Below are 14314 nucleotides of genomic sequence, written 5' to 3'. Positions count from 1 at the left end.
CCCCCAAACCCTCACCGTCCGCCCCAGCCTGCACGAATGCCCCACGGGGAGGTCCGCACGGCGCTAACCTCGGCTCCACGCAGTGATGGAGCTGTGACGCAGCGGGCGAGGCGGAGGCACGACGGTGACCGAGCAGGAGAACGCACTTCGGGCGGGCGGTGGTTCCGCCCACGACGGCGACGGCATCGCGCCCCGGGTCCGGTTGCGCGACCGCGACGCCGAACTGCGCTCGGTGGAGGCCGCTGTCGACCGGCTCTGCCGTGGCTTCGCCGCCGGCGGCACCGAGATCGGCGACCTGCTCACCTTCTCGGGCCGCCCCGGCATCGGCAAGACCAGTCTGCTGCACGAGGTCAGGCGGCTCGCCAAGCTCCGCGACGGTGCCACCGTGCTGTTCGCCCGAGGCGGTGAACGGCAGTTCAAGGAGCCGTACCACGTCCTGCGCCAGCTGCTCCAGCCCGTGCTCACCGACCTGAAGCCCGAGGTGTTCAGCCAGGTCATGGGCACCTGGGAGGAGGTCGTGGGACCGGCCATGGGCCTCAAGCAGCCCAAGGCCGGCGCCCGCCGCCTCGACCCGCAGGGCGTGCGCGACGGCCTCGACTACGTCCTCACCCAGCTCGCGCCGCGCCGCGCGCCGATGGTGATGATCGTCGACGACCTGCACTGGGCGGACGGCGAGTCACTCTCCTGGCTGACCAAGTTCGCCATCCGATCGAGTGAACTTCCCGTTCTGCTCGTCTTCGCCTTCCGGGAGGACGAGAACGACTGGCCCATCGAGACCCAGGACTTCCGGCGGGACGTCCTCCTCCTCAAGGGTCGCAAGCACGAGCTCAACCGGCTCACCCTCAGCTCCGTCACCGACATGATCCGCGCCGAGCTCGGCGACAGGGCCGAGGACGCCTTCTGCTACGAGTTCTGGAACGTCGTCAACGGCAACCCGTTCGAGGCCAACGCCCTGCTCGACCAGGTGCGCGAGCAGGAACTCGAACCGGTCGAGGAGAACTCCCGGCAGCTGCGCGAACTCGCCGTCGACGCCGCCGGGATGACCCTCAAGAGCTGGCTGGACCGGCTCGGCGCCAGCGCCCTGCGCTTCGCCTGGGCCTGCGCGATGCTGGGCACCGACATCCGGGTCGACCTCGCCACCCGGATCTCCACCCAGAGCACCGAGGGCGCCCGCGACTCCATCAAGCAGCTGCGCAAGCAGCGCGTGCTGACCCAGAGCCCCAACGGGAACCTGGAGTTCGTCCACCCGCTGATCGCCAGCTCCATCTACAACACCATGCCGGACGCCACCCGCCTCGGAATGCACGGCATCGCCGCCGCCGAGATCGAGAACGCCGGACTCGGCCTGCTCGCCGCCTCCCGCCACCTGGTCGAGACCCACTCCGGCGAGGGCGACGACCGGATCGTCAAGAAGCTGCGCCGCGCCGCCGTCGAACACCAGCTGATCGGCGCCCCCGAGGCGGCCCAGCGCTGTCTGCACCGCGCGCTCAACGAGCCGCCCGCCGACGAGATCAAGGCCGAGGTGCTCTACGAACTCGGGTGCTCCGCGCTGCTCACCGACCCCGTCGCCACCGTCAACCAGCTCAAGCTGGCCCTCGACCCCGACGAGGTGCCGCTGCGCCCCGCCCTGCGCGTGGACGCCACCTTCCGGCTCTCCGAGGTGCTCGCCCACGCCGGTGAACTGGGCCAGGCGGCCCTGGTCTGCCAGGAAGAAGCCCTGAGGACCACCGAACCGGCCGGGCGCCAGCGGCTCCAGGCCGCCTCGTTCATGTGGCACGCCTTCCGCAAGTCCGAGGAGGACGGCCCGGGCCGCTCCGCCCGGCTCGGTGAGATGTGCCGGGGCCTGAGCGGGCGGGAGGCGGCCGACCGGGCCGTGCTCGCCATGCGCGCCTGGGACCTCACCCTGCGCGGCGCCGCCTCCGCCGATGCGCTCGCGCTCGCCGACGAGGTCCTCGACGGCGGCCGACTGCCCAAGGGCCTCGGCTGGACCGACACCACCTGGGGCTTCGAACTGCCCTCGATGCTCGGCCTGACGTACATCTACAACGACCGCATCGCCCAGGCCGAACGGCTGGCCGCGGACGCCATCATCCAGTTCGAGATCGCCGGGTGGAGCGGTGCCCACCGGGGCTTCGCCTACTTCCTGATGGGCCTGGCCCGGTTCCGCCGCGGCCTGCTCGCCGAGGCCGAGGACTTCCTGCGCCGGGCGTACCGCATCTCCGAGCGGATCGGGGAGAAGCTGCCGCTGGCGTGGGACGCGATCGGCGTGCTCGTCGACACCCTGATCGCCCGCGGCCGGGTCGACGAGGCCTGGAAACTGGCCAACGAGTTCGGCTTCCACCCGCCGTACCACGCGACGGCCATGGTGCTGCCGGACGCGGCCTCGCTGTACGGCAAGCTGCTGGTCGCCAAGGAGAAGTACGCGGGCGCGGCCGCCGCGCTCACCGAGGCGGGCGCCCAACTGGAGGTCCGCGGCTGGCACAACACCGTCTGGGCGCCCTGGGCCGGCCACCTCGCCATCGCGATCGCGGACGACGAGCCCGAGCGTGCCCGCGACTACGCCCAGCGGGCGGTCCGGGACGCACGCAACTTCGGCACCGCCTCGGCGATCGGCAGCGCGCTGCGCCTGCAGGCCCGGATCGAGGACGGCCAGGCGGCGGTCGAACTGCTGGAGGACGCCGTGGCGTACCTCGGGCAGTCCCCGGCCGGTTACGAGCACGCCGTCGCCCTGGTCGACCTCGGTGCCGCGCTGCGCCGGGTCGGGCGGCTGGAGGACACCCAGGAGTACCTGTACCAGGGCATCGAACTGGCCCAGCACTGTTCCGCGGAGGGGCTGGTCGACCGGGCCCGGCGGGAGCTGGCCAACTACGGCCTGCGGCCCAACCGGCTGGGGCTGCGCGACTTCCGGGACACCCTGGAGACGCTCAGCAGCGCCGAGTGGGAGGTCGCCAAGCGGGCCGTGCAGGGCGTGCCGCCGCAGCGGATCGCCGACGAGCTCGGGGTGCCGCTCGGGCTGGTCAACCGTCGGTTGGCGGCGGTCTACCGCAAGGCGGGCAGCGGGCCGGACGGCCTGGCCTCGGCGCTCGGTCTGCCGCCGCAGCAGCAGCGGGACGCGGGCCGGCTGGAGGAGCTGGACGGCTAGGAGCGGCCCCGGGGTCGGTCGTGGCGCCCGGCGGTCGTGGCCGGTGCACGGTGCGCGGGTGGGGCGCCCGGTTCGTGGCGGGCGCCTGGCGGTCGTGGCCGGAGCCCGGTGCGCGGGTGGGGCGCCCGGCGGTCGTAGGGGGCGCCAGATGGTGGACGGCGGCGCGGGAGGCGGCGCGTGGGTTCGCGGAAGCGCCCCCGCGGCCGCCGCCGTCGCTAGGCTGACGGACACGGGGCTGCCGCGGCGACCCCTCGACGGACCCGGAACCGGGCGGCCGCGGCGCGACCCGGCCGCGAGTGAGGAGCAGGCCCATGGCGAGCGAGGCCACCAGCGTGCGGCAGGAACCCCTGGAGCCCTCGGGCGCGGGCGCCGCGATCGAGCGCTGGACGCTCACGGCGGGCCCGTACGAGGCGAGCGTGCTCACCCTCGGCGCGACCCTGCACACCCTGAGCGCACCGGACCGCTCCGGCCGCGTCGCCCAACTGCTTCTGGCCACCGACCGGTTGTCCGGGATCCTCGGCCCGGCCCGGCACTACGGCACGGTGGTGGGCCGGTACGCCAACCGGATCGACGGCTCGTCGGTCACCATCGACGGCGAGGAGCACCAGCTCGCCCCCACGGGTGGCGGCATGACCCTCCACGGCGGGCCGGACGGCTTCGCACACCGGATGTGGGAGGCCGGGCCGGTCGACGGCGGCGTGCGGCTGGCGCTGCACAGCCCGGACGGTGACCAGGGCTTCCCGGGCGCGCTGGACGTCACCGTCACCTACACCCTGGACGCCTCCGGCGAGCTGGTGATCGCCTACCGCGCCGTCACCAGCAAGCCGACCGTCGTCAACCTCACCAACCACGCGTACTTCAACCTCTCGGGTGAAGGCAGCGGCGACGTCCTCGGTCACCTGCTCACCCTGGACGCCGACACGTACACCCCCGCCGACGAGCGGCAGATCCCGTACGGCCGGACCGAGCCGGTGGCCGGCACGCCCTTCGACTTCACGGTGGCCACGCCGATCGGCAAGTCGGTGCACGACGAGCACCCCCAGCTGACCGGGCCCGGCGGCTACGACCACAACTGGGTGCTGCGCGGCCGGCCGGGGGACGGCAGCCCGGCGCGGGCCGCGCTGCTGGAGGACCCGGTCAGCGGCCGCACCCTGGAGGTGCTGACCACCGAGCCGGGCGTCCAGGTCTACACGGCGAACAAGTTCCAGGGCGCGGTCACCGGCGCGCGCGGCGTCCCCTACGGGCCGTTCGCCGGGATCGCGCTGGAGACCCAGCACTTCCCGGACTCCCCGCACCACCCGGCGTTCCCCAGCACGGAGCTGCGGCCGGGGGAGGAGTTCCGCTCGACGACCGTGCTCCGGCTGGGGACCAACTAGCGGGCGGTGCCCGGCCGGCGGTGCCCGGCGCGCTACGGCTTCGCGAGGTCCCGGCGCATGCAGAGCCGGGGCCAGCGGTCCAGACCGTGTTCGGCCTCCTTGCGGCGGATCTCGCGCAGGCCGGGGGTGAGTTCCTCCCCGGCCAGCGGGCGGAAACCGCAGCGGGCGTAGTAGGGGGCGTTCCAGGGGACCTCGGCGAAGGTGGTGAGGGTGAGCGCGGGGGCGTCGGTGGTCTCGGCGAGGTGCTCGATCAGGGCCCGGCCGATGCCGCGGCGGGCGTGGTCGGGGTGCACGGAGACCTGTTCGATGTGCAGCGCGCCGTCCACCGGTTCGGCGAGCAGGTAGCCGGCGACGGTCCCGTCGGGGGCCTCGGCGACCAGGGCGGTGCCCTGCTCCAGGTAGTGCGCCAGCTCCTCCGGTGCCGGGGGTTCGTCCTCGGCGATCTCCGGCATGCCGATCGCGGCGAACGGTGCGCCGGCGGCCCGCTCCAGTTCGGCGAGCAGTGGAAGTTCGTCCCTGGTGACGGCTCTGATTCGCATGCGTCCAGTCTGCTGCAGGCCGCTTTCGGCCACGCACGGTGGTGCCGTCGGCCAGTCAGCGGAGGGGAGAATCGGGCAAACTCGGGCAATCGGTGCGGCCGTCAACTACCGAGCGGCAACGTCCAGGACACGCGGGCGTAACGATCGCGGTTTCTTGCAGAAACTTGCTGCAAGGACTTTCCGTCGATCTTGCACCGCTGTTAACTTCCTTCCCGAGCCCGACGGCAGCAACGGTGCGGTCGGTACGAGGCAGCCATTATGCGCCTGTCTCCGAACATCTCGGGCACCCCCACCCTCCCAAGGAGTTCTCATGCGGCGTGGCATCGCGGCCTCTGCCCTCGTTGTGGCCCTCGCGGTCTCGATGGCTGCCTGTAGCAGCAGCGGCTCCAGCTCCGACGGCAAGGCCGACGGGCCGGTCACCCTCACGTACTGGGACACCTCGAACGCCACCAACGAGGCGCCGAACTACCAGGAGCTCGTCAAGAAGTTCGAGGCTGCGAACCCGAACGTCAAGGTCGACTTCGTCAACGTGCCGTTCGACCAGGCGCAGAACAAGCTCCAGACCGCGATGGGGGCCAAGGGTGCTCCGGACGTGTTCCGCTCCGAGGTCGGCTGGACCGCCGCCTTCGCCAAGGCCGGCTACCTGGAGCCGCTGGACGGCACCCCGGCCGCCGCGGACACCTCCGCCTTCCAGCCGAGCCTGATCCAGCAGGCCAAGTACGAGGGCAAGCTGTACGGCGTGCCGCTGGTGACCGACACCCTCGGCCTGCTCTACAACAAGGAGCTGTTCACCAAGGCCGGCATCACCGAGGCGCCGAAGACCTGGGACGAGCTGAAGACCGACGCCGCCGCCGTCAAGGAGAAGGCCGGGGTGGACGGCTTCTGGCTGAAGGCCGCCGACGGCTACTACGCGATGCCGTTCCTGTTCGGCGAGGGCACCGACACCGTCGACGCCGCGGGCAAGAAGATCACCGTCGCCTCGCCGGAGGCCGTCAAGGCCGTCGAGACCTACAAGTCGATGTTCACCGCGCCGGGCACCGTCAAGGCCGACGTCACCACCGACGCCTACGCGCACATGATGGACGCCTTCAACAGCGGCAAGGTCGCGGCGATCGTCCAGGGCCCCTGGGAGATCACCAACATCTACAAGGGTTCGGCCTTCGCCGACAAGAACAACCTCGGCATCGCCGCCGTCCCCGGTGGCTCCGGCGGCAAGGGTGGCGCTCCCACCGGCGGCCACAACATCTCGGTCTACGCGGGCGCCGACAAGGCCCACAAGGCCGCCGCGGAGAAGTTCGCCGCCTTCATGACCTCGGCCGAGAGCCAGGCGTTCATCGCGCAGAAGAACTCCACCCTGCCCACCCGCTCCGACGCCTTCACCGCGGACGTCAAGGCCGACCCGGGCATCGCCGGCTTCCAGGCCGTGCTGAGCAGCGCCAAGCCGCGCCCCGAGCTGCCCGAGTACAGCTCGCTGTTCGCCTCGCTGGGCACCAACCTGGGCAAGGCCGTCCAGGGCACCAGCACCCAGGACGCGCTGAACACCGTCTCCACCGACTACGCCAAGCTCCTGCCGGGCTTCGCCAAGTAGTCCCTGCGCCCGGCCCGCCGGTCGACGGATGACAGCGGGCGGGTGGCGGTGACCCCGCGACGGCGAACGAATGACGGATAACAGATTTCATCATCTGTCAGCTGTCATCCGTTCGCTGTCCGCGGCCCGTCGCCACCCGCCCCGCGGCACCCGTCGCCCACTGCGGACCGGGCCGTCGGCTCCCCCCGAGAATTCCCCCCGAGAAGGTGCAAACGATGTCAGTCGCCGTGCAGGGCGCCACCGGCAAGGGCAACCGGGAACGCGAGCAGCGTCCGGGCCTGCTGGAACGCGTCAAGCGCTCCTACGCCAAGCACTGGTACGCCTACGCGATGATCGCCCCGGTCGTACTGGTGCTCGGTGCACTGGTGCTCTACCCGCTCGCCGAGGGCATCTGGCTCACCCTCACCGACGCCAACAGCCTCAACGTCGCCCGCAAGATCGGCGTCAACGAGATCCCGGCGAGCTACGAGTTCGTCGGCTTCCACAACTACGCCGACATCCTGTGGGGCCCCGGCTCGTACGACCGCTTCTGGTCGCACTTCGTCTGGACCATCGCCTGGACGGCCGTCTGCGTCTTCCTGCACTACACCCTCGGCCTCGGCCTGGCCCTGCTGCTCAACCAGAAGCTGCGCGGCCGCGCCGCCTACCGGATGCTGCTCATCCTGCCCTGGGCCGTACCGACCTTCGTCACCGTCTTCTCCTGGCGCCTGATGCTCGCCGACGGCGGCGTCGTCAACACCATCCTCTCCTTCCTGCACCTGCCCGAGCCGGGCTGGCTCACCGACCCGTGGGCGCAGAAGGCGGCCGCGATCATGGTGAACACCTGGGCCGGTGTGCCGTTCATGATGATCTCGCTGCTCGGCGGCCTCCAGTCGATCCCGGCCGAGCTGTACGAGGCCGCGGAGATGGACGGCGCCACCGCCTGGCAGCGCTTCCGGTACGTCACCCTGCCGGGGCTGCGCTCCGTCTCCTCCACGGTCGTGCTGCTCGGCGTGATCTGGACGTTCAACCAGTTCAACGTGATCTTCCTGCTGTTCGGCACCGGCGCCCCCGATGCCCAGCTGCTGGTCACCTGGGCGTACCGGCTCGGCTTCGGCCAGATCCCCCGGGACTACGCGCAGTCCGCCGCCTACGGCGTGATCCTGCTGTCCATCCTGATCGTCTTCACCGCCTTCTACCGGCGCTGGCTCGCCCGCAACGAGCAGGCCAACGGCTGAGGCCCCGGACCCAGTTGACCCACGAAGGCAGGTAACCCCGATGAGCACCACCACCGAACTCCCGGCCCACCCGGCGGCCGCGGCCCCGGCCGCCCGGCCCGCCAAGGTCCGCCGCCGCGGCGAGCGCAGCCCGATGGCCCGGGCGCTGTCCCACGGCACCCTGATCCTGGCCGGCCTGATCGCGCTCTTCCCGGTCGCGTGGATCCTGTTCGTCTCGCTCGGCCCGGACAAGACCGACTACCTCCACCCCGGCCAGATCCTCGACAAGCTGACGCTGTCGAACTACCAGCACGTGCTGTCCGACACCGACTTCTTCACCTGGTTCGGCAACGCCCTGCTGGTCTCCGGCGTCACCACCGTGTTCGGCGTGATGCTCGCCGCCACCACCGGCTACGCCGTCTCCCGGATGAAGTTCCCCGGACACAAGCCGCTGATGTGGTCGCTGCTGGTCACCCAGATGTTCCCGATCGCGGTGCTGATCGTGCCGATGTACACGATGCTCTCCGAACTCGGCCTGCTGGACAGCTACACCGGCCTGATCCTGGTCTACTCGACCACCACCGTGCCGTACTGCGCCTGGCTGCTGAAGGGCTACTTCGACACCATCCCGGTGGAGATCGACGAGGCCGGCCGGGTCGACGGGCTCAGCCCGTTCGGCACCTTCTGGCGGCTGGTGCTGCCGCTCGCCCGCCCGGGCCTGGCGGTGGCGGCCTTCTACTCCTTCCTCACCTACTGGGCCGAGGTGCCGTTCGCCTCCACGTTCATGCTCAGCTCCGACAAGTACACGTTGGCCGTGGGCCTCCAGACCTTCGTCAGCGAGCACGACGCCCAGTGGAACCTGATGGCCGCGACCGCCGTGCTGATCGCGATCCCGTCCGCGGCCTTCTTCTACCTGGTGCAGCGCCACCTGGTCACCGGCCTGACCGCCGGTGCCTCCAAGTCGTAACGGGCCGCCACGTCGTCACGCGCACCACGTCGTCACAGGACCGCACGCCGTCGCAAGACCGCACGCCGTCACAAGACCGCACCTCGTCGCGCGCCTCCACGTCCCAGCGCCTTCCGCTCCTCTAGTCCCCAAGGGATACCGTCCATGACCCAGAACCTGGCCGACACCTCCCGGCCTGCCGCCGACACCGCTCACGAGGCGAACGTCAGCGCGTCCAGAGGCTGGTGGCGGGACGCGGTCATCTACCAGGTGTACCCGCGCAGCTTCGCCGACTCCAACGGCGACGGCATGGGTGACCTGCCCGGCATCCGCAGCCGCCTGCCCTACCTGCGCGACCTCGGCGTGGACGCGGTCTGGCTCTCGCCGTTCTACGCCTCGCCGCAGGCGGACGCCGGCTACGACGTGGCCGACTACCGCGCGGTGGACCCGATGTTCGGCACCCTGCTGGACGCCGACGCCCTGATCCGGGACGCCCACGACCTGGGTCTGCGGATCATCGTCGACCTCGTCCCCAACCACTCCTCGGACCAGCACGAGTGGTTCCAGCGCGCCCTGCGCGAGGGCCCCGGCTCCCCGCTGCGCGAGCGCTACCACTTCCGCCCCGGCAAGGGCGAGCAGGGCGAACTGCCGCCCAACGACTGGGAGTCCATCTTCGGCGGCCCGGCCTGGACCCGCAGCGAGAACCCGGACGGCACCCCCGGCGACTGGTACCTGCACCTGTTCGCCCCGGAGCAGCCCGACTTCAACTGGGAGAACCCGGCCGTCGCCGACGAGTTCCGTTCGATCCTGCGGTTCTGGCTCGACATGGGCGTGGACGGCTTCCGCATCGACGTCGCCCACGGCCTGGTCAAGGCCCCCGGCCTGCCCGACCTCGGCGGCGCCGACCAGCTCAAGCTGCTCGGCAACGACGTCATGCCGTTCTTCGACCAGGACGGCGTGCACGAGATCTACCGCAGCTGGCGCAAGATCCTCGACGAGTACCCGGGGCAGCGGATCGGCGTCGCCGAGGCGTGGACCCCGACCGTCCAGCGCACCGCCAACTACGTCCGCCCCGACGAGCTGCACCAGGCCTTCAACTTCCAGTACCTGGGCACCGGTTGGGACGCCACCGCGCTGCGCGAGGTGATCGACCTCTCGCTCGACTCGATGCGCCCGGTCGACGCCCCCACCACCTGGGTGCTCTCCAACCACGACGTCACGCGGCACGCCACCCGGTTCGCCAACGAGCCCGGCCTCGGCACCCAGATCCGCACCCCCGGCGACCGCGAGCTCGGCCTGCGCCGCGCCCGCGCCGCCACCCTGCTGATGCTCGCGCTGCCCGGCTCGGCCTACGTCTACCAGGGCGAGGAGCTCGGCCTGCCGGACGTCACCGACCTGCCCGACGAGGTCCGCCAGGACCCGTCCTTCTTCCGTCAGGCCGGCCAGGACGGCTACCGCGACGGCTGCCGCGTCCCGATCCCGTGGTCCGGCACCGAGGCCCCGTACGGCTTCGGGCCGGTGGCCGGCGGGCCGTCCTGGCTGCCCCAGCCGGCCGAGTGGGCCGGGCTGAGCGTCGAGGCGCAGACCGGCGACCCGACCTCCACCCTGGAGCTCTACCGCAGCGCGCTGGCCGTCCGCCGGGCGCAGCCCGACCTCGGCGCCGGCACCGGGGTCGCGTGGCTGGAGAGCCCCGAGGGCACCCTGGCGTTCCGTCGCGGCGCCTTCGTCTGCACCGTGAACACCACCGGCGAACCGGTGCGGATCGCCGCCCCGGGCACGCTGCTGCTGGGCTCGGCCGACCTCGTGGTGGACGGCGGCGAGACGGTGCTCGCTCCGGACAGCACCGGCTGGTGGGCGGTCTGACGTGGTTGGAATAGGCTCTGGGACCGTGACTACGGCGCGACTCTCAGACATCGCGGCGCAGGCGGGGGTCAGCGAAGCCACCGTCTCCCGCGTGCTCAACGGCAAGGCGAACGTTTCCGCCGCCACCCGGCAGACCGTGCTGGCGGCGCTCGACGTGCTCGGGTACGAGCGGCCGACCCGTCTTCGCCAGCGCAGCGCCGGGCTGATCGGTCTGATCACGCCCGAGCTGAGCAACCCGATCTTCCCCGCGCTGGCCCAGGTGATCGAGCAGGTGCTCAGCCGGCACGGCTACACGCCGGTGCTGTGCACCCAGACTCCGGGCGGGTCCACCGAGGACGAACTGGTGGAGATGCTGGTGGACCGGGGCGTGGCGGGCATCGTCTTCGTCTCCGGGCTGCACGCCGACACCACCGCCGACCACGACCGCTACGCCCGGCTGGCCGGGCGCGGGGTGCCGTTCGTGCTGATCAACGGCTACAGCGAGAAGATCGACGCGCCGTTCATCTCGCCGGACGACCGGGCCGCGATGTGGATGGCCGTCCAGCACCTGGCCGAACTCGGGCACGAGCGGATCGGGCTGGCCGTCGGTCAGCGCCGGTACGTGCCGGTGCTGCGCAAGATCGAGGGCTTCACGGCCGCGCTGCGCGAGGTGCTCGGGCTCTCCCGGGAGGAGGCCGACGACCTCGTCCACCACACGCTGTTCAGCGTGGAGGGCGGGCACGCGGCGGCCGGCGCGCTGCTCGACAAGGGCTGCACGGCGATCGTCTGCGGGAGCGACATGATGGCGCTCGGAGCGATCCGGGCGGTGCGGCAGCGCGGGCTGTCGGTGCCGCAGGACGTGTCGGTGGTCGGCTTCGACGACTCGCCGCTGATCGCCTTCACCGAGCCGCCGTTGACCACGATCCGCCAGCCGGTCGAGGCGATGGCCACGGCGGCGGTGGACGCGCTGCTGGAGGAGGTCGGCGGAAACGCGGCCCAGCGCGGCGAGTTCATGTTCCAGCCGGAGCTGGTGATGCGCGGGTCCACCGGGGCCTGCGCGCGCTGAACCCCGGCCGTCACGGCCGACGGAAGGGCCCCGGAGGGCGGTTGCTCTCCGGGGCCCTTCGGCGTGCGTGCGTGCGGTCGGCCGCCCCGGGCCGTCGGGCGGTCAGCCCTCCTGGGCGGTGGGGCGGTCGACGGTCGGTCGGTGCCCGTCGGCCGCCTCGGCGGTACGGGTCTCGGTACGGCGGCCGCGGGACAGGTAGTCGCGCAGGACCAGTTCGACGGCGTCCTGCGGGTTCTTGGTGCCGGAGAGCAACATCGCGTCGATCGCGAGGTTCGCGTCGAGGGTGACGGTGACCTGGGCCATGTGACTCCTCCTCGGGTGCAGAGCAGCAGCATGCCCGTTGGGGCGGGGATTCACCACGGGGATTCGCCATGGGGATTCAGCACGGGGATTCACCGCGGGGATTTGCCACGAGGTACGGCCGGAGGCATGCCGGAACCCCCGGGGAGGAGCGACCAGACTCTCCCCGGGGGCGTGGGCGGTCAACGTTCGGACGACAGCTGACAGATGATGAAATCTGTCAGCTGTTATCCGTCGACTGTCGGCTGTTCGCCGTTCTCAGACCCGGCCGGCGAAGTCCGGGGCCCAGTTGGCGATGCTCTGCTCGCGGACGCCCGAGCTCGGGTTGGCGGCCTCGACGTACTTGCCGTTGCCGACGTAGATCGCGACGTGGTAGACGCCGGAGTCCTTGCCGTTGTTGGACCAGAACAGCAGGTCGCCCGGCTGGAGGCTGTCCAGCGAGACGTGGGTGCTGGCGGCGGCCTGGTCGGCGGCGACACGCGGGACGGAGACGCCCGCGGCGCGCAGCGCGGCCTGGGTCAGGCCGGAGCAGTCCCAGCCACCGTTGCCGGTGCCGCCGTAGACGTACGCCTGACCGACCTTCGACTCGGCGAAGGAGACCGCGGCGGCCATGCTGCCGGTGGCGGCCGGAGTCTGGGTCTGGGTCTGGGCCGGAGCCTGGGTCTGGGGAGCGGGCTTGGTGGACGGCTTGGCGGCCGGGGTCTGGGCCTGCGCGGTCGGCTGGGCGTTCACGGCACCGCCGTTCGCGGGCTGGCCGGACTTCTGCGAGCGGTCGAACCAGGTGAAGTCCGAGCCGGACTTGCCGGTGGCGGACTGGCCGGCCTGGGCCTGGCCGTTGCCGCCGAAGGACAGCTGCTGGCCCGGGTAGATGCTGTCCGGACCCTCGGTCAGGGTGCCGCGGTTGAGCTCGTACAGCCGCTGCCAGCCGCCCTGCACCTTGTGCTGGTCGGCGATCGCGGACAGCCAGTCGCCCTCGACCACGGTGTAGTCGCCGTTCTGGGCCTGCTGCTGGCGCTTCTGGACCCGGTCGCTCCGGTTTCCGGAGGCGGCGGAGTCGGTGCTGGCCTGCGTGCCGTCCTGGGCGGGCGCGGAGGCCGCGGAGGGCGCGGCGGGCTTTGCGGCCGGGGCCTGGGTCTGCGGAGCGGGCTTGGCGGCCGGGGCGGCCGGCTTGGCGCTCTGCGCGGGCTGCGCGGGCTTGGCGGCGGTCGAGCCCGCGGTGGAGCCCGCCGAGGTGTCGACGGCGGCCGCGGCGCCGCCCTTGGTGAGGCCGGCCTGGACCGAGCACACCGGCCAGGCGCCGGGGCCCTGCGAGGCGAGGACCTTCTCGGCGACGGCGATCTGCTGGTCCTTGGTGGCCAGGTCGGCGCGCGCCGCGAAGGCGGTGCCGCCGAAGGCGGACCAGGTGCTGGAGGTGAACTGGAGGCCGCCGTAGAAGCCGTTGCCCGTGTTGATGCTCCAGTTGCCGCCGCTCTCGCACTGGGCGACCTTGTCCCAGGTGGCGACGGTGGCGGCGGAGGCGGTGCCGGAGGCGATGCAGGGGACGGTGAGGCCGACGCCCGCGACGCCGAGGGCGGCGATCACGCGACGGGTGCGGCTGGACAGACGAGTGCCGTTGGTGGGCAGCATGAAGACGCGGTCCTCTCCCACGCCTGCGAGGTGAGCTGTCGGATTCGGGCTGGAGTTGCCCGGCCGCGCTGTGGGCGCGGCTTCACCCCTAGCCCTGGACCGTTCCGGAGATCGGTCCGGGGCGACTTACCTGTGGGTCCCCCGCTCCTGCCGTGGTGCGATTTCGCGCTGCCAGGACATCCGACGGCAGGACTCGGCGTCGCGGATGAACCGGGTTCGTGTGGTCACGAACGGGGAGCACGTTAATCAGACTTAAGTTCAAACTGCAAACTGCTGTGATGCACATCACGGTTTAGTGGGAACTGCCAAAATTGCCGCTCTCCATGATCGTAAATGATCGTTTTCAGGCAACCCCGTTGTGGAAGCCCACAACTGGCAGCACTTCAGAAGTGGTGTGACGGCGCGTCGAATCGCGGGCCGGAGCGCCCGGGCAGATGCTGCGGCGGCCGTGATGCGAGCGCCCGCGACCGCGTTTCCTATTTCCTTCAAATAGGCCAGAACGGACATTCCACTTCATCGCCGTCCGACTTCCGCGCGGGACGGCCATGGACGGGCGGAGCAAAAGCGAAGGGCCCGGAACGCATGCCGTTCCGGGCCCTTCGGTGCGCGCGAACCGGCGCGCGTCGTCGACTACCGCCCTGCGGGCCCCTGGGAGGCCGCGTGGGCGCCGCGGACGCCCTCCAGAGCCCCCTC

General features: G+C 71.5%; 10 protein-coding genes and 1 riboswitch. Of the genes, 7 read left to right on the top strand and 3 right to left on the bottom strand.

Annotated elements, in window-relative coordinates; translation table 11 throughout:
• The first annotated feature begins 124 nt into the window (after positions 1 to 124).
• Positions 125 to 3142 (top strand): ATP-binding protein, encoded by a 3018-nt coding sequence (locus ACIQOV_RS05910; RefSeq protein WP_401045348.1) that lies wholly within the window; start codon positions 125 to 127, stop codon positions 3140 to 3142.
• A 311-nt stretch (positions 3143 to 3453) separates the two neighbouring features.
• Positions 3454 to 4518 (top strand): aldose epimerase family protein, encoded by a 1065-nt coding sequence (locus ACIQOV_RS05905; protein ID WP_401045345.1) that lies wholly within the window; start codon positions 3454 to 3456, stop codon positions 4516 to 4518.
• 32 nt (positions 4519 to 4550) lie between these two features.
• On the opposite strand, the gene ACIQOV_RS05900 is transcribed toward ACIQOV_RS05905, so the two are convergent.
• Positions 4551 to 5057, bottom strand: coding sequence for a GNAT family N-acetyltransferase (locus tag ACIQOV_RS05900; protein WP_387685292.1), 507 nt, complete (start codon positions 5055 to 5057; stop codon positions 4551 to 4553).
• 310 nt (positions 5058 to 5367) lie between these two features.
• On the opposite strand from ACIQOV_RS05900, the gene ACIQOV_RS05895 reads away from it, so the two are divergent.
• The 5 genes from ACIQOV_RS05895 (at position 5368) to ACIQOV_RS05875 (ending at position 11695) form a co-directional block, all read left to right on the top strand.
• The gene (locus tag ACIQOV_RS05895) at positions 5368 to 6645 is read left to right on the top strand and encodes an extracellular solute-binding protein (RefSeq protein ID WP_359911700.1); all 1278 of its coding nucleotides are present in this window, start codon (positions 5368 to 5370) and stop codon (positions 6643 to 6645) included.
• A gap of 215 nt (positions 6646 to 6860) precedes the next feature.
• Positions 6861 to 7862, top strand: coding sequence for a carbohydrate ABC transporter permease (locus ACIQOV_RS05890; RefSeq protein WP_401045341.1), 1002 nt, complete (start codon positions 6861 to 6863; stop codon positions 7860 to 7862).
• A gap of 40 nt (positions 7863 to 7902) precedes the next feature.
• Positions 7903 to 8808 carry a sugar ABC transporter permease gene (locus ACIQOV_RS05885; RefSeq protein WP_401045338.1) on the top strand — a complete coding sequence of 302 codons (906 nt, stop codon included), beginning with the start codon at positions 7903 to 7905 and terminating at the stop codon, positions 8806 to 8808.
• Positions 8809 to 8952: 144 nt separating this feature from the next.
• Positions 8953 to 10650, top strand: coding sequence for a glycoside hydrolase family 13 protein (locus ACIQOV_RS05880; protein WP_401045335.1), 1698 nt, complete (start codon positions 8953 to 8955; stop codon positions 10648 to 10650).
• A gap of 25 nt (positions 10651 to 10675) precedes the next feature.
• Positions 10676 to 11695, top strand: coding sequence for a LacI family DNA-binding transcriptional regulator (locus tag ACIQOV_RS05875; protein ID WP_359911712.1), 1020 nt, complete (start codon positions 10676 to 10678; stop codon positions 11693 to 11695).
• A 102-nt stretch (positions 11696 to 11797) separates the two neighbouring features.
• Here ACIQOV_RS05875 and ACIQOV_RS05870 read toward each other — a convergent pair whose 3' ends face one another.
• Both ACIQOV_RS05870 and ACIQOV_RS05865 read right to left on the bottom strand, forming a co-directional pair.
• The gene (locus tag ACIQOV_RS05870; RefSeq protein ID WP_401045332.1) at positions 11798 to 11998 is read right to left on the bottom strand and encodes a hypothetical protein; all 201 of its coding nucleotides are present in this window, start codon (positions 11996 to 11998) and stop codon (positions 11798 to 11800) included.
• 255 nt (positions 11999 to 12253) lie between these two features.
• Positions 12254 to 13642 carry a transglycosylase family protein gene (locus tag ACIQOV_RS05865; protein WP_401045330.1) on the bottom strand — a complete coding sequence of 463 codons (1389 nt, stop codon included), beginning with the start codon at positions 13640 to 13642 and terminating at the stop codon, positions 12254 to 12256.
• Positions 13629 to 13799: riboswitch (cyclic di-AMP (ydaO/yuaA leader) on the bottom strand. It overlaps the preceding gene by 14 nt.
• Positions 13800 to 14314: the final 515 nt, after the last annotated feature.

It is taken from the genome of Kitasatospora sp. NPDC091257, assembly GCF_044757675.1.
GTDB classification, from domain to species: Bacteria; Actinomycetota; Actinomycetes; order Streptomycetales; family Streptomycetaceae; genus Kitasatospora; species Kitasatospora lactacystinica.
Note: the sequence above shows the minus strand (reverse complement) of the source record. Positions and strands in the feature narration are given on the sequence as shown.

What these genes read in the sequence shown, in the direction of transcription:
- ACIQOV_RS05900 (WP_387685292.1), bottom strand. Translation starts at nt 5,057, where the DNA reads ATGCGAATCAGAGCCGTCACCAGGGACGAACTTCCACTGCTCGCCGAA.
- ACIQOV_RS05905 (WP_401045345.1), top strand. Translation starts at nt 3,454, where the DNA reads ATGGCGAGCGAGGCCACCAGCGTGCGGCAGGAACCCCTGGAGCCCTCG.
- ACIQOV_RS05895 (WP_359911700.1), top strand. Translation starts at nt 5,368, where the DNA reads ATGCGGCGTGGCATCGCGGCCTCTGCCCTCGTTGTGGCCCTCGCGGTC.
- ACIQOV_RS05880 (WP_401045335.1), top strand. Translation starts at nt 8,953, where the DNA reads ATGACCCAGAACCTGGCCGACACCTCCCGGCCTGCCGCCGACACCGCT.
- ACIQOV_RS05885 (WP_401045338.1), top strand. Translation starts at nt 7,903, where the DNA reads ATGAGCACCACCACCGAACTCCCGGCCCACCCGGCGGCCGCGGCCCCG.
- ACIQOV_RS05870 (WP_401045332.1), bottom strand. Translation starts at nt 11,998, where the DNA reads ATGGCCCAGGTCACCGTCACCCTCGACGCGAACCTCGCGATCGACGCG.
- ACIQOV_RS05890 (WP_401045341.1), top strand. Translation starts at nt 6,861, where the DNA reads ATGTCAGTCGCCGTGCAGGGCGCCACCGGCAAGGGCAACCGGGAACGC.